Genomic DNA, 15,642 nt, shown 5'->3' on the forward strand with positions numbered 1-15,642 from the left:
ATCCTTTTCAGCGAGGGTAAAACCTTGGTGGAGGGGCAATCCGGCCCGCATCTAGCCTAGCCGGGGAACAGGAGTTTCAGCGAATAACCGAGCTGACTGGCGAGAATCACGCCGGTCATGACCACCAGAAACAGCAGTTGCAGCGGGCTGAAATGCGCCCAATGCAGCGCGGTCAGCCAAGGGTGCTTGTCGCTGAACTCCGGGTCGAGCGTACCGATGCGCCGCTTGTGCCAGAGCCCGATCAGGATCACCCCGATGTAGGTGAAGGCTCCCAGACCTCCGAGCATGACCGAGAACAGCAGGATCATGACGGCTTGCGGCAGGCCATGGCGCAGCACGAGCCAGCGTGTATCAGGGTTCCATCGGCGTGGAATGATCCTTTCGGTCAACCACAGATCCTGGACGATCAAATGGGCGCTGATCAGAAACCAATAACTCAAGCCGATCCGGAAAAACCAGACAGGAACACAGGCGAAGGCCAGGGGAATGACGATGCTCATGGCCGTGGTCTTGTGCTCGGCAGGCAGATAGAACAGCCACAGCGCCAGCGCAATCGCAGCCCATGACCGCAACCAGGTTTCGGCGGCGATGTAGCGTGGCAAAAACCGTCGCCAGTAGAAAACGTCGGCGTACGGCAAACGGGCGAGCAGGTCGGGGAAGCGCCACTTGAGGGTTTCCGACAGTTGCTGGCAGGCCTGCCAGTCAGCCGGAATGAACCGGTCGGTCATGTCTTTCTGTTGCCGCGGCTTCATCGGGCTGATCAGCATCCGCGCGGCGAGCGCGTCGGGCGACCCGTTGCGCTGATCTTCGGCCCGGGCGCACAGGGTGTCGTAGAGGCTTTCCTGGTTGCAGCGCTCAATCAGCGCCTGCCAGAGCCAGTCCGGTTGCGGATGAATGCCCTTGGTGTCGTCCCAGCCGAACAGTTGGGACACACGGTCGAACAGCGGCACGCTCCATTCCGTGTCCTGCAGCAGTTGCAGGATGATCTGCTGCCAGTGTTCCCGACGGTCGAACACCTGGAGCCAGGGTTGGGCCGTATAAGTCTTGAGCTGCGCGAGAAATTCACGCTCGTTCTGCGAGGCGAGCAATGCCTCCAGCGATTGCCGGTAGTCCATCAGCAACTCGGTGGCAAGAATGCCGCGCTGCCCGTCGCCGATCACGATCTCCTGCCACGGGCCCAGCCATCCGAGGTGCTGCACTGCCCAACGGGCAATCGAAAGGCGCAGGGCGGGATGGTCGAAGCACAACGTCAGCAACAGTGTCTGGAACGCTTGCGCACAATCTTGCTGGCGCGCTTGCTCCCAGCGTTGGTCCAGATTGGTGTCCGAGAGGCCGTTCAGCAATTGCGACGCGGCTTCAACGGCCGGATCAACGGTCGGTTCCACAGGCTCCGGATTCAGGGGCTGTACCCGCAAGACCGGCGACTCGAGCGGTGCTTCGGGCGCGGCCGGGGTCACCGGTTCGAATGGCGGCGAAGGGTAATCCCACGCATCGGTTCCGGTCTTCTGCAGTGGCTGAGCCATGGCCTGCTCTTGTACCGCCAGCGCGGCGATCCCCGGAGCCAGCATGACGTCGCCGTGCTCCTCGGTCTCCTCGTTTTCAAGGCGCCATTGGGCAATCGACAGCGCGCGCTCATAGGCTTCGCGCAGGCGCTGAAAACCTGCGGCATCCTCATCGGGCCGAAAGACTTTCAGCAGGCGCGCATAGCTGCGCTTGATATCACGCAGCCCGGCGTCTTCGGGCAGTTGCAGGACAGACCAGCATTCCATGTCGTGCTTCCTTACTGCCAAGGGTTACGGTCGAGGGCGCTCAACTGTTTGCTCAGTTCGGTACGGGTTTCACGGATCTGCCGCTCGTCCTGGGAATCCAGCGCCTGCTGGAATTGCTTGGCCCAGTAGCCGATCTGATCGCGCAGGTCGCCCAGGCTTTCCTGATAGAGACGTTCCAACCGTGCACTGAGCAGAGTGTTCACCTGCTGCTCGCGCGGATGGATCTTCAGTTGCGCCAGGGCTTGCAGGCGCTGCTGGATCTCCTCGGGCGTCAGCACGCCGGGGTTGTTCTCGATGACCAGCGAGTGTTGCTGACCGGTCAGGGGAATGCTGACCTGGGCTTCGAGCAAGCCGTTGTTGTCGTAGGTGAAGCGCACATCCAGCTCGACTTCGCCGGCCTTGCGCTTGGGCACCTTGATGTCCAGTTGGCCGAGCGCCACGTTGTCTTTGACCAGGCGGCTTTCGCCCTGAAAGATCTTCACGACGACCTGTTCCTGGTTGTCGTGAAGGGTCTGCACGGTTTTCACCCGGCTGACCGGGACGATGCTGTTGCGTTCGATGATCGGCAAGTAGTGACCGCTTTCATACTGGCGACCGACCTGCGTGGAAGTCTCGATCCCCAGGGTGTAGGAACAGACATCGGTGAGCACCACTTCTTCCAGCGCGGCCGAACGGGCCTTGAGTGCTGCCTGAATCGCGGCGCCCTGAGCCACGACCTGATCCGGATCGAGGCTGATCGACGGGAAACGGCCGAACAGCCCGGCGGCAAGTTTGCGCACCAGCGGCATGCGGGTGGTGCCGCCGACCAGCAGGATCTCATCGAGGTCGCTGACGCGGATGCGTGCGTCCCGCAGGGCCCGTTCGATCGGCGCGCGCAGGCGTTCGAGCAGCGGCATGTACAACGTCGCCATCTGCGCCTGAGTGATGGTCTGCGTCCATTGCTTTTCGCCGACCTGCAATCTGAATTCGGTGCTGGCGTCCTGGCCCAGTGCGCGGCGTACGCGCTCGGCTTCGCGGCGCAGGGGCTGGAGGATGGTGGAGCGCTCGGGGAAGTCCGAGACGTTGCGATGCTGATCGATAAAGTGCTCAAGCAGCACATTGTCGAAATCCTCGCCGCCGAGGAAGTTGTCACCGGCGCTGGCGCGCACTTCCATGACGCCCTCGAAGAGTTCGAGAATCGACACGTCGAACGTGCCGCCACCCAGGTCGAACACCAGGAACGACGTTTCCTTGTCCCGTTGGTGCAGGCCGTAGGCGAGTGCGGCGGCGGTGGGTTCGTTGATCAGCTTTTCGACTTTCAGGCCCGCCAGTTCACCGGCGATGCGCGTGGCCTTGCGCTGGGCGTCGCTGAAATAGGCCGGCACGCTGATCACGGCTTCCGTGACGGTCTGGCCGTAGGTGCGCTCGACGTCTTCTTTCAGGCTCTTGAGCACCAGCGCCGACAGCTCTTCGGGACGGAATTTTTTATCCCCGAGGTAGACCTCCGTCGCACTGCCCATATGGCGTTTGAACAGCGACGCAGTCAGGCGCGGATGAGTGTGCAGGCGTTCGCGGGCGGCTTGCCCGACCAGAATCCGGCCCTGATCGTCCAGGCCCACCACGCTGGGTGTCAGAAACTGCCCCAGGGCGTTGGGCACCAACTCAGTGGCATCGCCGCGCCATACGGCAACAAGGCTGTTGGTGGTTCCCAGGTCAATCCCGACGATCATTGCAACGAACTCCCTTTGCGCTCAGACAAAAAATGAAACAGATATTGGGCGCGCAAGAATATTACCGAGGCAGTGGCGCGGTAAAGAAAGATGATGGCTCTGAGCCATTATTTGCGACAGGCAGCCGCAGAAGGGATCGTTCGGGGCGTTTGTCGAAAGCAAAGACAGGGCGCTGGAGCCAGCACCCTGTCGTTATCGTTTAAGGCATGACGGGCGGCAAATACGAAAGCGTCGTGCCCAGCGCCCACAGCAGCGCCAGCACCAGCGGCGTATGCACCAGCAATTGCACGAACGAGAAACCGATCAGATCCCGCGCCTTCAGCCCCAGCACGCCCAGCAGCGGCAGCATGTAGAACGGGTTGATCAGGTTCGGCAGGGCTTCGGCGGCGTTGTAGATCTGTACCGCCCAGCCAAGGTGATAGTTCAGATCGTTGGCCACCTGCATCACGTACGGCGCCTCAATGATCCACTTGCCGCCGCCAGACGGAATGAAGAAACCGAGAATCGCCGAGTACACGCCCATCAGCAACGCATAGGTGTCGTGGGAAGCGATGCTGACGAAGAACGTCGAGATGTGATGAGCCAGGGTCTGGGCATCGGTGCCCTTGACCGTGGTCATCAGCGCGGCAATCGAGCCGTACAGCGGGAACTGGATCAGCACCCCGGTGGTGGTCGGCACGGCGCGCGACACCGCATCGAGGAAACTGCGCGGGCGCCAGTGCAGTAACGCGCCGAGCATGATGAACAGAAAGTTATAGGTATTGAGCCCGGAAATCGCGGTGATCGCAGGTTTGGTCGAGAACTCGTGGAACAGCCAACCGGCCGCCAGCAAGACCAACAGGATGATCAGCAGCGGGCTGTGCTCCAGCCACTCGCCGGGCCGGGTGCGCGGTTGCAGCGGCGGCAGGTTGAAGGCCGGGTCGATGCCGCAGTCCTTGGCGTCACGCGCCGAGTTCGGACCGGGTGCGGTGGCGTAGGCGATGATGATCGAAATCACGATCAGCGCCAGCAGCATCACCCCCGACTGCCAGAGGAAAATCGTCTGGGTGAACGGGATCACCCCGGTGATCGACAGGATCGACGGCGGCAGGCTGGCCGGATTGGCCTGCAACTGCGCGGCGGACGACGACAGGCCCAGCGCCCACACGGCGCCGAGGCCAAGGTAGGCGGCGGCACCGGCGGCGCGGTAGTCCATTTTCAGATCGGTGCGGCGGGCGAGGGCGCGGACCAGCAAACCGCCGAACACCAGCGACAGGCCCCAGTTCAACAAGGACGCGACCATCGAGATCAGCGCGACCCAGGCCACGGCCGAGCGACCGTTCTTCGGGATCCGCGCCAGGCGATCGATCAGTTTCACGGCAGGCGGCGAACTGGCCACGACATAACCGCCGATCACCACGAAGGCCATCTGCATGGTGAAGGGGATCAGGCTCCAGAAACCGTCGCCGAAGGCCATGGCGGCATCGGTGGGCTTGGCGCCCATGGCCAGGGTGGCCAGTGCGACGATGATCACGGCAAGTGCGGCGAACACCCAGGAGTCGGGAAACCAGCGTTCGGCAAAACTGGAGCAGCGCAAGGCAAAGCGCGCAGAGCGGCTATCTTCGATATCAACGGCCACGGGAGTACCTCGGATTTTTATGTTTATTGTGGTCTTCGGGGCTTGGCCGGCCCGTCTGGACAGGTGCCAACAGTAAATCAACCGGCGGATTTTTGTGACCGTGTTTCACTGAATCAGACTATGGTCTAACGGGTTGTCGATCGGCCCGTTTGCGTAGACCATGGGCGCCTTGGTTTTTTGCCTGCCAGAGTTCTTTGCCATGACTGCCCATTCCACTGCCCGACCGGCGCCGTTCAGCCGTTCCGACTACAAGACCCTCGGCCTTGCGGCACTGGGCGGGGCGCTGGAGATCTACGATTTCATCATTTTCGTGTTCTTCGCCCTGACCCTCAGCCAGCTGTTCTTCCCGCCGGAAATGCCTGAGTGGCTGCGCCTGCTGCAAAGTTTCGGGATCTTTGTCACCGGCTATCTGGCGCGCCCGCTGGGTGGAATCCTGATGGCGCATTTCGCCGACCGGCTGGGGCGCAAGAAAGTTTTCAGCCTGAGCATCCTGATGATGGCGCTGCCGTGCCTGCTGATCGGGATCATGCCGACCTACGCGCAGATCGGCTATTTCGCACCGCTGTTGCTGCTGGCGCTGCGCATCCTGCAAGGCGCGGCGGTGGGCGGTGAAGTGCCGAGCGCCTGGGTGTTCGTCGCCGAGCACGCGCCGGCCGGGCATCGCGGTTATGCGTTGGGCTTTCTGCAGGCCGGGCTGACCTTCGGTTATCTGATCGGCGCGTTGACCGCGACCTTTCTTGCGCAGGTGTTCACCCCGGCTGAGGTGCTGGATTACGCATGGCGTTATCCGTTTCTGCTGGGCGGTGTATTCGGCGTGATCGGCGTCTGGCTGCGCCGCTGGCTGAGCGAAACCCCGGTGTTCATGGCCATGGAGGCGCAGCGCGAGGCGCGGGTCGAACTGCCGCTGCGCACTGTGCTGCGCGACCATCGCCTGGCCATGTTGCCGGCCATGCTCCTGACCTGCGTGCTGACCTCGGCAGTGGTGGTGTTCGTGGTCATTACCCCGACGATGATGCAGAAAACCTTCGGCATGACTGCCGGCCACACCTTCGCGTTAAGTGCGCTGGGCATCGTCTTTCTGAACATCGGCTGCGTGATTGCCGGACGACTGGTGGATCGCATCGGTGCCTGGCGCACGGTCATGCTCTACAGCCTGCTGCTGCCGCTGGGGATCGGCCTGCTTTACACCTGCCTGATCAGCGGTGGGGATTGGGTCGGTCTGGCCTATGCCATCGCCGGGTTGTGCTGTGGCGTGGTCGGTGCGGTGCCGTCGGTGATGGTCAGCCTGTTCCCGGCGCGGATCCGCGTTTCCGGGATCTCCTTCACCTACAACATTGCCTACGCCGCCTGGGCCAGTGTCACACCGTTGCTGCTGATCGGTCTGATGCCATGGAGCCCTTGGATCTGTGTGATGTTCTGCACAGCGATGGGCGCGGTGGGCGTCTTCACTGCGGCGTATTTCGGTTCGCGCATGCCGCGCGCAGAACATTGTCCGGTGGCCGGCACTGCCTGATTTGTCGAGGCGTAACTATTTTTGTAGGACAAGCCTCAAGCGCTCTTCAGAAAAGATTTCCAAGGCCGATGGTTAGGCTGCATACCCGCTATCCATCCAGTCCATCGGTGCTTTCCCATGTTCAACAAACGCCTGAAGCAAGAGCTGGCGGCTCTTCGTGAAGAACTCTCCAGCCTTCTGCAAGTGAAGGAAAGCCTGGAAAGCGAGATGCTGGTGCTTACCCTTGAGCCCGACGGACGGATTCAGTCGGTCAACCAGAATTTCCTCAGTGAAATGTTCTACAAGAGTCAGGACCTGATCGGCCGAGCGATCGAAGACATCGTGCCGGCGCATGTGAAGTCCGACGATTTTCATCACCGCTTCAAGGCCGCTTTGACCCGTGGCGAGCATTTCGCCGGCGCTGTGCGTCTTTCCCGCGGTAATGGCGAAGAGGCGTGGTTGCGTTCGATCGCCCAGCCGATTCGTTCATCGGATGGCCGGATCAAGCATTTCTCGATTTTCTCCAGCGACCTGACCCGCACCATCGAGGCCTCCCGCGAACACGAGAACCTGATCGGCGCGCTGGTACGTTCGACCGCCGTGATCGAGTTCGACCTCAGCGGAAATGTGCTGACTGCCAACGACCGGTTCCTCCAGGGCATGGGTTACAGCCTGGCGCAGATCAAGGGCAAACATCACCGCCAGTTCTGTGAGCCGGAGGAGTACAACAGCGCCGAGTACCAGAACTTCTGGCGTCGCCTGAACAACGGCGAATTCGTCGCCGGCCGTTTCAAGCGGGTCGACAGCCATGGCCGGACGGTCTGGCTGGAGGCGTCCTACAACCCGGTGCTCGACGCCAACGAAAAACTCTACAAAGTGGTGAAGTTCGCCACGGTGATCACCGATCAGGTCAATCAGGAACAGGCTGTCGCCGATGCCGCCAACATCGCCTACAGCACGTCCCTGCAAACTGACAGCACCGCCCAGCGCGGCACCCGTGTGGTAACTGAAGCAGTCAACGTGATGCGCGATCTGTCGAAACACATGCAGACCGCCGGCGAGGGCATCGAGGCGCTGAACGAGCAATCCCAGGTGATCGGCACCATCGTCAAGACCATCAGCGGCATTGCCGAACAGACCAACCTGCTGGCGCTGAATGCCGCCATCGAAGCCGCTCGCGCCGGTGAGCAGGGCCGGGGCTTTGCGGTGGTGGCCGACGAAGTGCGGCAACTGGCTTCGCGCACCAGTCAGGCGACCGAAGAAATTGTCGGTGTGGTGCGCCAGAACCAGGACATGGCGCGCAACGCCGTGGCCCTGATGACTGACGGCAAGCAACAGGCCGAACAAGGGCTGGCGCTGGCGGCAGAGGCGGGTACGGTAATCGTCGAGATTCAGGACGGCGCGCAGAAAGTGGTGGATGCGGTCGGCCAGTTCGCCAACCAGTTATCGAGCTGATGCCTGTCGGGCGAAGGGATGGTTCGCGGTCATCCCTTCGTTGTTTCTATCCCGCTACAATCGGCTCTTTTTCCCGGAGCAGATCCCATGCGCGAGTCCTTCCGTCGCCCGGTTCCCCTGAACAAAGCCTACCGCCTGCTCAATCACGGGCCGACCGTGCTGGTCAGTGCCGCCCATGACGGGCAGCGCAACATCATGGCCGCTGCGTGGGCCATGCCGCTGGATTTCGATCCGCCGAAAGTGGCGGTAGTCCTCGACAAATCCACCTGGACCCGACAACTGCTCGAGGCCTCGAGCACTTTTGTTCTCAACGTTCCCTGTGTGAATCAGGCTGACATCGTGCAGACCGTGGGTTCGACTTCGGGTCTTGAAATCAATCGGGATCAGGGGCGGGACAAGTTCCAGGCTTATGGCCTGCCGACTTTCGCCGGTGAGCAGGTCGATGCACCGATGCTGGACGGTTGTGTCGCCTGGCTCGAATGCCGGTTGCTGCCGGAGCCGCGCAATCATGAACAGTACGATCTGTTCCTGGCCGAGGTCATTGCGGCGCACGCTGATTCGCGAGTCTTCAGCGATGGACGCTGGCACTTCGAGGGGCATGACGGCTTGCGCACGCTGCATCATGTGGCCGGTGGACACTTCCTGACAATTGGCGATCCGGTGGATGGCAAGACGCTGTCGGTTTGAGCGCCGCTTGATGACAGGTCATGGCCGGATGTTGCAATACAAAAAAGGCTTGCCTCTCGGTAAGCCTTTTTCAGTTGGCTGGTAGGGAATTCAATCCCCTAACGCTACTCCTTCGCGCCGAGGATCTGCCCCACCCGCCAGCGTTGCATTCCCCTGGGCATCCTTGACCCGCACGATGGCCTGGGTGCCGCTGGTCATGTCGATTTCGCTCACAGCGTGGCCCTTGTCCTTGAGTGCCTGGATCAGCGTCGGGCTGAACTGGCCCTGTTCCAGTTCGGTGGGGCCGTTGCGGCTGCCGAAGTTGGGCAGGCTGATGGCGCTTTGCGGGTCGAGGTTCCAGTCGAGCAGACCGACGGTGGTTTTGGCCACGTATTCGATGATCTGCGAGCCGCCGGGCGAGCCGACGGTGGCGACGAATTCGCCGCTGTTGCGATCAAAGATCAGGGTCGGTGCCATCGACGAGCGAGGGCGTTTGCCGGGCTCTACGCGGTTGGCGACTTTCTGTCCGTTCTCTTCGGGGATGAACGAGAAATCGGTCATCTGATTGTTGAGCAAGAAGCCCTGAACCATCAGGTGCGAGCCGAACGCTGCTTCGATGGTGGTGGTCATCGACACGGCGCCACCGAAGTCATCCACCGCGACCACTTGCGAGGTGGAAATGCGCAGCGGCGAGCGATCCGGCGCGTAGGCGACCTGCACGCCCGGCGGTGTGCCGGGTTTGGCACTGCCCATGCTGCGTTCGCCGATCAGGCTGGCGCGGCTGGCCAGGTAACCCGGATCGACCAGGCCTTTGACCGGCACCGGCACGAAATCGGTATCGGCTACGTATTGCGCGCGGTCGGCGTAGGCCAGACGTTCGGCTTCGGCGATCAGGTGCACGGCTTGCGGCGCGGGCTCGATAGCGGCGGGTTTATCGGTTTGCACAGGCTTGAGCGGCGTCAGGGACAGGCGCGGATCGCGGGTTTCCAGCGCCTGCAAGGTGCCGAGAATCTGCGCCACCGCAATCCCGCCCGATGAGGGTGGCGGCATGCCGCAAACCTGCCAGCGCTTGTAGTCGGTGCACAGGGGCGCGCGCTCCTTGGCCTGATAGTGCTGAAGGTCGGTCAGTGACAGGCTACCGGGGTTGGCGTGCCCCTGAACCTTGGCCACGATCTCTTCCGCGATCGGGCCTTTGTACAGCGCGTCCGCACCTTCATTGGCGATGCGTTTAAGCACGGCGGCCAGCGCCGGGTTTTGCAATCGCGTGCCGACGGCCTTGACGCTGCCGTCGCTGTTCAGAAAGTACCTGGCCATGTCCGGCGAACGGCGAATCACCGGATCGGATTCCAGCAGCGAATGCAGGCGCGGGGAAATTGCAAAGCCCTGTTCCGCCAGTTTGATCGCCGGCTCGAACAACGTCGCCCACGGCAAACGGCCGTGCTTTTTGTGCGCCAGTTCCAGCGCTCGCATCACGCCCGGCGTGCCGACAGAGCGTCCGCCGATCTGCGCCTGCGGGAACGCCATCGGTTTGCCGTCGTCCTGAAGAAACAGCTTCTCGGTCGCGCCGGCCGGTGCGGTTTCGCGACCGTCGTAGGTGCGCACCTGTTTGCCGTCCCACAGCACGATCATCGCGCCACCGCCGATCCCGGAGGACTGCGGCTCGACCAGGGTCAACACGGCTTGCATCGCGATGGCGGCATCGATGGCGGAACCACCCTGACGCAACATCTCGCGACCGGCCTCGGCGGCCAGCGGATTGGCAGCGGCGGCCATGTGTTTTTCAGCGTGGCTGGCTTGCAGGCCGGTGCGGTAACCGGAGGCGGCTTCCGGTGCCAGCGGCAGAGTCGAGGAGGGCGGTGCGTTACAGGCCGTGAGGGCGATGGCGCTGACGATCAGAGCCAGGGCGGGCAGGCGAAAACGGTTCAGGGGCAGGGCTGGAAACACGCGGGCTCTCCGTCCGTGGGATAAAAGTCTGACGGACTGTATCGGCCGACCGTGTACGACGCAAACCGCAGGTATCTTTGTCCTTCATGCCTTGGCGGATTTTCTGTAGGGTCATGGGCAAACGTGAAGCCAGAACAATCAACAAGAGGTCGCCATGCACAACGAGTTTCCGACCCGGCCCAGCTATCGCGAACAGCGCGAGCGCTTTCTGGCCGCCGCGAAGGGGGCGGGCGCAACGCTCTCTTCGTACGCGCATCTGCTCAATGGGCCGTTTGGCGAGTCTTTGAGTACCGATGTCGCGGTACTGGGGGATCCATCGGCCAAGCGGCGCCTGGTGGCGCTCAGCGGCACCCACGGGGTTGAGGGTTATTACGGTTCGGAGTGCCAGATCGACTGGCTCAAGCATTTCACGCAGGAGTCGCTGGCGAAGGATGTCGCGGTGGTGATGATTCACCTGATCAACCCGTGGGGCACGGCATGGCTGCGGCGGGTCAACGAAGACAACATCGACCTCAACCGCAATCATCTGGATTTCAACCGACCGCTTCCGGATAACCAGGCTTACGCCACTCTGCATGAAATTTACGCCTGCACCGATTTGAACGGCCCCGAGCGGCAAAAAGCTGATGGCTTGCTTGATGCGCAAATCGCCAAGCATGGCTGGCCGGCCGTCATGTCGATTGTCGAGGGTGGCCAGCACAGTCATCCCGACGGACTGTTTTTTGGCGGACTTGCGCCGAGCTGGTCGAATCGCACGTTGCATTCAATCATCGAGAATCATCTGGCCGGTGCTGAAACCGTGATGTGTTTCGACCTGCACACTGGCGCCGGCGAGTACGGGCATCCGATGCTGCTGACGATTACCCGAGGGCCGTATCCGGCGTTAGCCAAAGCGCAATCGATCTATGGCCCATGGCTCTATACCCTGCACACCGATGCCGAAACCTTGAGCGAAACCGGTGTTGCGGCGACCGCCACCGGGTACACCTCGCAGGCGCTGCTCGATGCGCTGCCGGGAGTGCAGTTGATGCCGTTTGTGATCGAGTGCGGGACTTACCCGGGGCCGGATGTACATCGCTACTTGCGCGATGATCACTGGCTGCATCTGCACGGCGATCCGCTGGATGCGACCGGGCGGGCGATCAAGTTGAACCTGCTGGAGCAGTTCTATCCGGCGGATCCGGACTGGCGGGCGATGGTGGGATTGCGCACGCGGCAGATATGGGCGAAGGGGCTCAGGGCTTTAGCGGGCGAGGGATAAACAAACGGCTTGCCTTTCGGTAAGCCGCTTTGGCGGCCTGGTGGTGCGCAGCGGTTTTGACTATGAATGCCGGATGGTTACTGCTAGAAGCCAGGCAGTCCGTTGGTAGCGCGCCACTTTTTCACCGTTTCTGTGATGCCTTCGGGAGTGCATTGCGCGCCATCTTTTGGCCAGTAAATCAAGTCAGATCCTGCCGGGTGCTCACTGAGACGTTCAAACTCAAAAATTAGAGGGTCAAGTATTTCATCAGGTCTTGTATTGGCCGCCAGCACGGAGTTCAGAAACTCAATGAACTCGGCTTCCGTGTAGTCAGAAATGGTTTTCTCATAGATCTTCATTTCTTGAATCCTGGCAGCCCGTTTGCTTCACGCCATGTCGCGACTGTGCGGGCTATGCCAGAGGATGACGTGTCAGCACCTGGCTCAGGGTAGTAGATAAGGTCCATCTTGCTCGGATGCCCAACGATCTCGTTGAAGTGCAGCAATAGAATATCTGCACGGTCATCTGTCGGTGCTTTGTCTTCCTTTCTGATCTCGTCAATGAACTCAACGAAGTCTTGTTCGGTGTAATCAGAAAAGTTGTTTTTGATGAAAGGGTCGCTCATGCAATTACCTCAATCCTGGTGTACTTCGACGTGATTTTTGGGGGTGTGGACTCTGAGGTTGTCAACGTTATAGACCTCGCCGCCTTGAGATATCAGTTCCACATGATGAATTTCGTGAGAGATTCTCTTGCCGACTGCATCAGCTAATCGGGCGCGAGGTGCCTTTCCGTTGCGCATGCGCTCCAGGCTGTCTTCGCTGAGCTGCTCGGCTAGCCTGGTATCTTTTGAGGCTTCGGCCCAGAAGGCGCGCCTGAATGAATCAAAGCTGGAATATTCACGGCCTCTTAGCGAATCGGCAATGCTGGTTGGGATCGGCGCGCCAGATCCCGCCCGGGCATGGTCAAGCCATACACCGGTAACATCCTCCCCAACCCCCGTCACCATCCCCGGCATCAACCTGGCCGGTTTCGAAAACACCACATACAACGACTTCAGTCCGGTCTCCGCCGGAAACACCAGAATGCAATCTTCGGCGGTGATGTCTTCGCCGGGCAGGATTTCTATCTGGCTGTCGGTGTTCGCGGCGATCGGGTGGACGAGGATCGTGCTCAGTGGCTCGCCGTGCTCCGGATAAACCAGCGGCGGCATCGCTCCCAGCGGCCCGCGTTGCGGTGTCCACAGAATGGTGATGCCGTTGAGCTTCGCCTCCATGGCGGTCTTGTCGCTGTTCCACTGGACTTTTACGGTACGTACCGAGTCGTCGCCTGAGGCTCCGGTGTGGATGCCGTAGACCTGCATGACGCCTTCGGCATCGCGTCGGAACTGGAGGCGCACGCGAGTGGTTGCGCGAGACAAGGTGCGTAGTTGATCGTCGGTGTAGAGCGTGCCGTCGCCCATTCGGGTCGGCAGCATCCCGAGGATGAGCATACTGGCCGGGCCGCCGGCGACACGCAGGGCCCAGTTGAGACGCTGCTGCAGGATGCCACCACCGGCCATGCGCCCCAGGGCCAGATCAGCGCCGATTGCCTTCGCTACGTCATGGCTGGCAGCAGGAACACGCATGGCGCCCGCCACCATGACCTTGCCAAAACTTGAGGCGGGCTCGGGTGTCGTGCCGGCATCCGTTCGACACCAGTTATCCGGTGTGCAGGATTTGGCAAAAACCAGATCGTCGCGGGGTTTTGGGGTGGGCCATTCATCTGTTGGAACGTAGAGGGGTTCTGGCTCTTGGGGTGGATTCCAGGCGGCCCACGAGGCACCGCCATTCCAGCGCTTTCGATGCCATTCATCGTCGAAAAGGTATTTGTCCAGGTCCATGACAATTCCCTGTCTTGGGATCGAGACAGGGGAGCTTGTCGGTCAGGCTGAACGGCGATCAATACGATCCCGGTGCTTGCTCGAACGAAAAATCCTCTTCGTACGTCTTTCGCACCCTGGTCCTACGGAATCTGGTCAGTTCGCCCGGAGGATCGCTTTTCTCGAGGCATAAAAAAACGGCCTACCTTTCGGTAAGCCGTTTTTAGTACTTGGTGGCTACACAGGGACTTGAACCCCGGACCCCAGCATTATGAATGCTATGCTCTAACCAACTGAGCTATGTAGCCAAGTGGCGCGCATTATTCCCCTGAAATGGAAAAGCGTCAAGCGTAAATTTCAAAATTTTTTCTACGCTTTCAACCGTTTATCAAAATCAGGCGTTCAACAGTGGCGAAGGGCAGCGCTGGAACCAGCGACTGGCCTGCTCATACGCGTGCGCCAGTTGCAGAACGGCGAAGTCCGCCTGATGCCGGCCGATGATCTGCAACCCCATCGGCAAACCCCGGGCATTGAAGCCGGCCTGGACGTTCGCCACCGGGCAACCGGATAACGTGCCGGGAATCACCACCTCCATCCAGCGATGATAAGTGTCCATGCTCACTCCCTCGATCGCGGTCGGCCAGGGTTGCGTCTTGTCGAACGGGAAGACCTGCGCGCTGGGCAGTAGCAGATAGTCGTATTGCTCGAACAAGCGTGAGATCGCCCGATACCAGTCGCTGCGCACCACCGAGGCGGCGAACACTTCGCTGGCCGAGAGCTTCAGACCGTTTTCCACTTCCCAGCAGGCTTCCGGTTTCAACAGCGTCCGTTTTTGCGGATCGGCATAAGCAGCGCCCAGGGATCCGGCGACCATCCAATGGCGCAAGGTGCGCCAACTGCTCCACAGCTTCTCAGGGGCAAACTCCGGACGCACCGACTCGATATGGCAACCCAAGCTTTCAAAGTCGGCAAAGGTCCTTTCACACAACGCGAGAATGCCGTTCTCCATGGGCAGATACCCGCCGAAGTCGCCGAGCCAGCCGATCCTTGTACCGGTGAAGTCGCGTTCCAGCGGCGCGGCAAAGGCCTCACCGGGTTCACTGATCGACAGCGGTGCCCGCGCATCGCCACCGGCCTGCACCGACAGCAGCATCGCGGCATCACGCACACTGCGCGCCATGGGCCCTTCATAACCGAGTTGATCGAAGAACAGATCGGCGCTGTCATCGAACGGCACGCGGCCCTGAGACGGACGGAAACCGAAGATGTTGTTGAACGCTGCCGGGTTACGCAGCGAGCCCATCATGTCGCTGCCATCGGCCACCGGCACCAGATGCATCGCCAGTGCCGCCGCCGCGCCGCCACTGCTGCCGCCGGCGGTTTTGCTCGGGTCAAAGGCGCAGCCGGTGGCGCCGAACAGCGGGTTGTAGCTCTGCGAACCGAGGCCGAACTCCGGGGTGTTGGTCTTGCCGATGATGATCGCGCCGGCAGCCTTGATCCGCTCGACCATGATCCCGTCACGCTCGGGAATGAAGTGCTTGAACAGCGGTGAGCCCAGCGTGGTGCGGATGCCGCAGGTCAGCGACAGATCCTTGATAGCGTGGGGCAGGCCGTGCATCCAGCCTCGGTACTGGCCCCGGCTCAGTTCGGCGTCACGTGTGTCGGCCTGGGCCAACAGATCCTCCGGCGCCTGCAGGCTGATCAGTGCATTGACTGACGAGTTGAACCGGTCGATGTGGGCAAGATAGGTCTGCATCACTTCGCGGCAGGAAACCTGGCGCAGACGGATGCGTTCGGCGAGCTCGATGGCCGGCAACAGGACCAGTTCGCTGATGTTATTGGAGTTCATGACGACGGCGCCCTTCAGACGGCTGGAAAAACGCCCCGG

At 61.2% G+C, this 15,642-nt stretch carries 11 protein-coding genes, 1 tRNA gene and 2 pseudogenes; 5 read left to right on the top strand and 9 right to left on the bottom strand.

Features of this window, described 5'->3' with window-relative positions; all coding sequences use genetic code 11:
* Window positions 1–56 precede the first annotated feature (56 nt).
* The 3 genes from MKZ87_RS11480 to MKZ87_RS11490 all read right to left on the bottom strand — a co-directional run bounded on the left by MKZ87_RS11480 (window position 57) and on the right by MKZ87_RS11490 (window position 5,096).
* Complete coding sequence (locus MKZ87_RS11480; RefSeq protein ID WP_266200922.1) at window positions 57–1,769, bottom strand: J domain-containing protein; 1,713 nt, start codon at window positions 1,767–1,769, stop codon at window positions 57–59.
* Window positions 1,770–1,780: 11 nt separating this feature from the next.
* Entirely contained in the window at window positions 1,781–3,478 is a 1,698-nt protein-coding gene (locus MKZ87_RS11485) for a molecular chaperone HscC (protein ID WP_085700915.1), read from the bottom strand.
* Window positions 3,479–3,677: 199 nt separating this feature from the next.
* Window positions 3,678–5,096, bottom strand: a complete 1,419-nt coding sequence (locus tag MKZ87_RS11490) for a short-chain fatty acid transporter (protein WP_085701824.1) — start codon at window positions 5,094–5,096, stop codon at window positions 3,678–3,680.
* 199 nt (window positions 5,097–5,295) lie between these two features.
* On the opposite strand from MKZ87_RS11490, the gene MKZ87_RS11495 reads away from it, so the two are divergent.
* From MKZ87_RS11495 to MKZ87_RS11505, 4 genes and pseudogenes are all read left to right on the top strand, one after another.
* Window positions 5,296–6,609: an MFS transporter gene (locus tag MKZ87_RS11495; RefSeq protein WP_085701823.1), complete on the top strand. Its 1,314-nt coding sequence runs from the start codon at window positions 5,296–5,298 to the stop codon at window positions 6,607–6,609.
* A 207-nt stretch (window positions 6,610–6,816) separates the two neighbouring features.
* Window positions 6,817–7,455, top strand: a pseudogene (locus MKZ87_RS28995) (PAS domain-containing protein); the annotation flags it as partial.
* Between the two features lie 156 nt (window positions 7,456–7,611).
* Window positions 7,612–8,043 (top strand): annotated as a pseudogene (locus tag MKZ87_RS29000) (methyl-accepting chemotaxis protein); the annotation flags it as partial.
* Between the two features lie 87 nt (window positions 8,044–8,130).
* Window positions 8,131–8,730 carry a flavin reductase family protein gene (locus MKZ87_RS11505; protein ID WP_085701821.1) on the top strand — a complete coding sequence of 200 codons (600 nt, stop codon included), beginning with the start codon at window positions 8,131–8,133 and terminating at the stop codon, window positions 8,728–8,730.
* 90 nt (window positions 8,731–8,820) lie between these two features.
* Here MKZ87_RS11505 and ggt read toward each other — a convergent pair whose 3' ends face one another.
* Window positions 8,821–10,653 (bottom strand): gamma-glutamyltransferase, encoded by a 1,833-nt coding sequence (gene ggt, locus MKZ87_RS11510; protein ID WP_085701820.1) that lies wholly within the window; start codon window positions 10,651–10,653, stop codon window positions 8,821–8,823.
* 154 nt (window positions 10,654–10,807) lie between these two features.
* On the opposite strand from ggt, the gene MKZ87_RS11515 reads away from it, so the two are divergent.
* On the top strand, window positions 10,808–11,914 hold the full coding sequence (locus MKZ87_RS11515) for a M14 family metallopeptidase (RefSeq protein WP_085701819.1): 1,107 nt from the start codon (window positions 10,808–10,810) through the stop codon (window positions 11,912–11,914).
* Window positions 11,915–11,997: 83 nt separating this feature from the next.
* Here the strand turns inward: MKZ87_RS11515 and MKZ87_RS11520 are convergent, their stop codons facing one another.
* The 5 genes from MKZ87_RS11520 to MKZ87_RS11540 form a co-directional block, all read right to left on the bottom strand.
* Window positions 11,998–12,252 (bottom strand): bacteriocin immunity protein, encoded by a 255-nt coding sequence (locus MKZ87_RS11520; protein WP_085701818.1) that lies wholly within the window; start codon window positions 12,250–12,252, stop codon window positions 11,998–12,000.
* Entirely contained in the window at window positions 12,249–12,518 is a 270-nt protein-coding gene (locus MKZ87_RS11525) for a bacteriocin immunity protein (protein WP_085700907.1), read from the bottom strand. The genes MKZ87_RS11520 and MKZ87_RS11525 overlap by 4 nt, the downstream gene beginning before the upstream one ends.
* A gap of 9 nt (window positions 12,519–12,527) precedes the next feature.
* Window positions 12,528–13,775, bottom strand: a complete 1,248-nt coding sequence (locus MKZ87_RS11530) for an S-type pyocin domain-containing protein (protein ID WP_085701817.1) — start codon at window positions 13,773–13,775, stop codon at window positions 12,528–12,530.
* A 210-nt stretch (window positions 13,776–13,985) separates the two neighbouring features.
* Window positions 13,986–14,062: transfer RNA gene (locus MKZ87_RS11535), tRNA-Met, on the bottom strand.
* 86 nt (window positions 14,063–14,148) lie between these two features.
* Window positions 14,149–15,603 carry an amidase gene (locus MKZ87_RS11540; protein WP_085701816.1) on the bottom strand — a complete coding sequence of 485 codons (1,455 nt, stop codon included), beginning with the start codon at window positions 15,601–15,603 and terminating at the stop codon, window positions 14,149–14,151.
* Window positions 15,604–15,642: the final 39 nt, after the last annotated feature.

The organism is Pseudomonas sp. MCal1, from assembly GCF_026341415.1.
GTDB lineage: Bacteria > Pseudomonadota > Gammaproteobacteria > Pseudomonadales > Pseudomonadaceae > Aquipseudomonas.

Excerpts from the sequence above, each read along its gene's own strand:
- MKZ87_RS11480 (WP_266200922.1), bottom strand. The coding sequence starts at position 1,769 with ATGGAATGCTGGTCTGTCCTGCAACTGCCCGAAGACGCCGGGCTGCGT.
- MKZ87_RS11485 (WP_085700915.1), bottom strand. The coding sequence starts at position 3,478 with ATGATCGTCGGGATTGACCTGGGAACCACCAACAGCCTTGTTGCCGTA.
- MKZ87_RS11495 (WP_085701823.1), top strand. The coding sequence starts at position 5,296 with ATGACTGCCCATTCCACTGCCCGACCGGCGCCGTTCAGCCGTTCCGAC.
- MKZ87_RS11505 (WP_085701821.1), top strand. The coding sequence starts at position 8,131 with ATGCGCGAGTCCTTCCGTCGCCCGGTTCCCCTGAACAAAGCCTACCGC.
- MKZ87_RS11515 (WP_085701819.1), top strand. The coding sequence starts at position 10,808 with ATGCACAACGAGTTTCCGACCCGGCCCAGCTATCGCGAACAGCGCGAG.
- MKZ87_RS11520 (WP_085701818.1), bottom strand. The coding sequence starts at position 12,252 with ATGAAGATCTATGAGAAAACCATTTCTGACTACACGGAAGCCGAGTTC.
- MKZ87_RS11525 (WP_085700907.1), bottom strand. The coding sequence starts at position 12,518 with ATGAGCGACCCTTTCATCAAAAACAACTTTTCTGATTACACCGAACAA.
- MKZ87_RS11530 (WP_085701817.1), bottom strand. The coding sequence starts at position 13,775 with ATGGACCTGGACAAATACCTTTTCGACGATGAATGGCATCGAAAGCGC.
- MKZ87_RS11540 (WP_085701816.1), bottom strand. The coding sequence starts at position 15,603 with ATGAACTCCAATAACATCAGCGAACTGGTCCTGTTGCCGGCCATCGAG.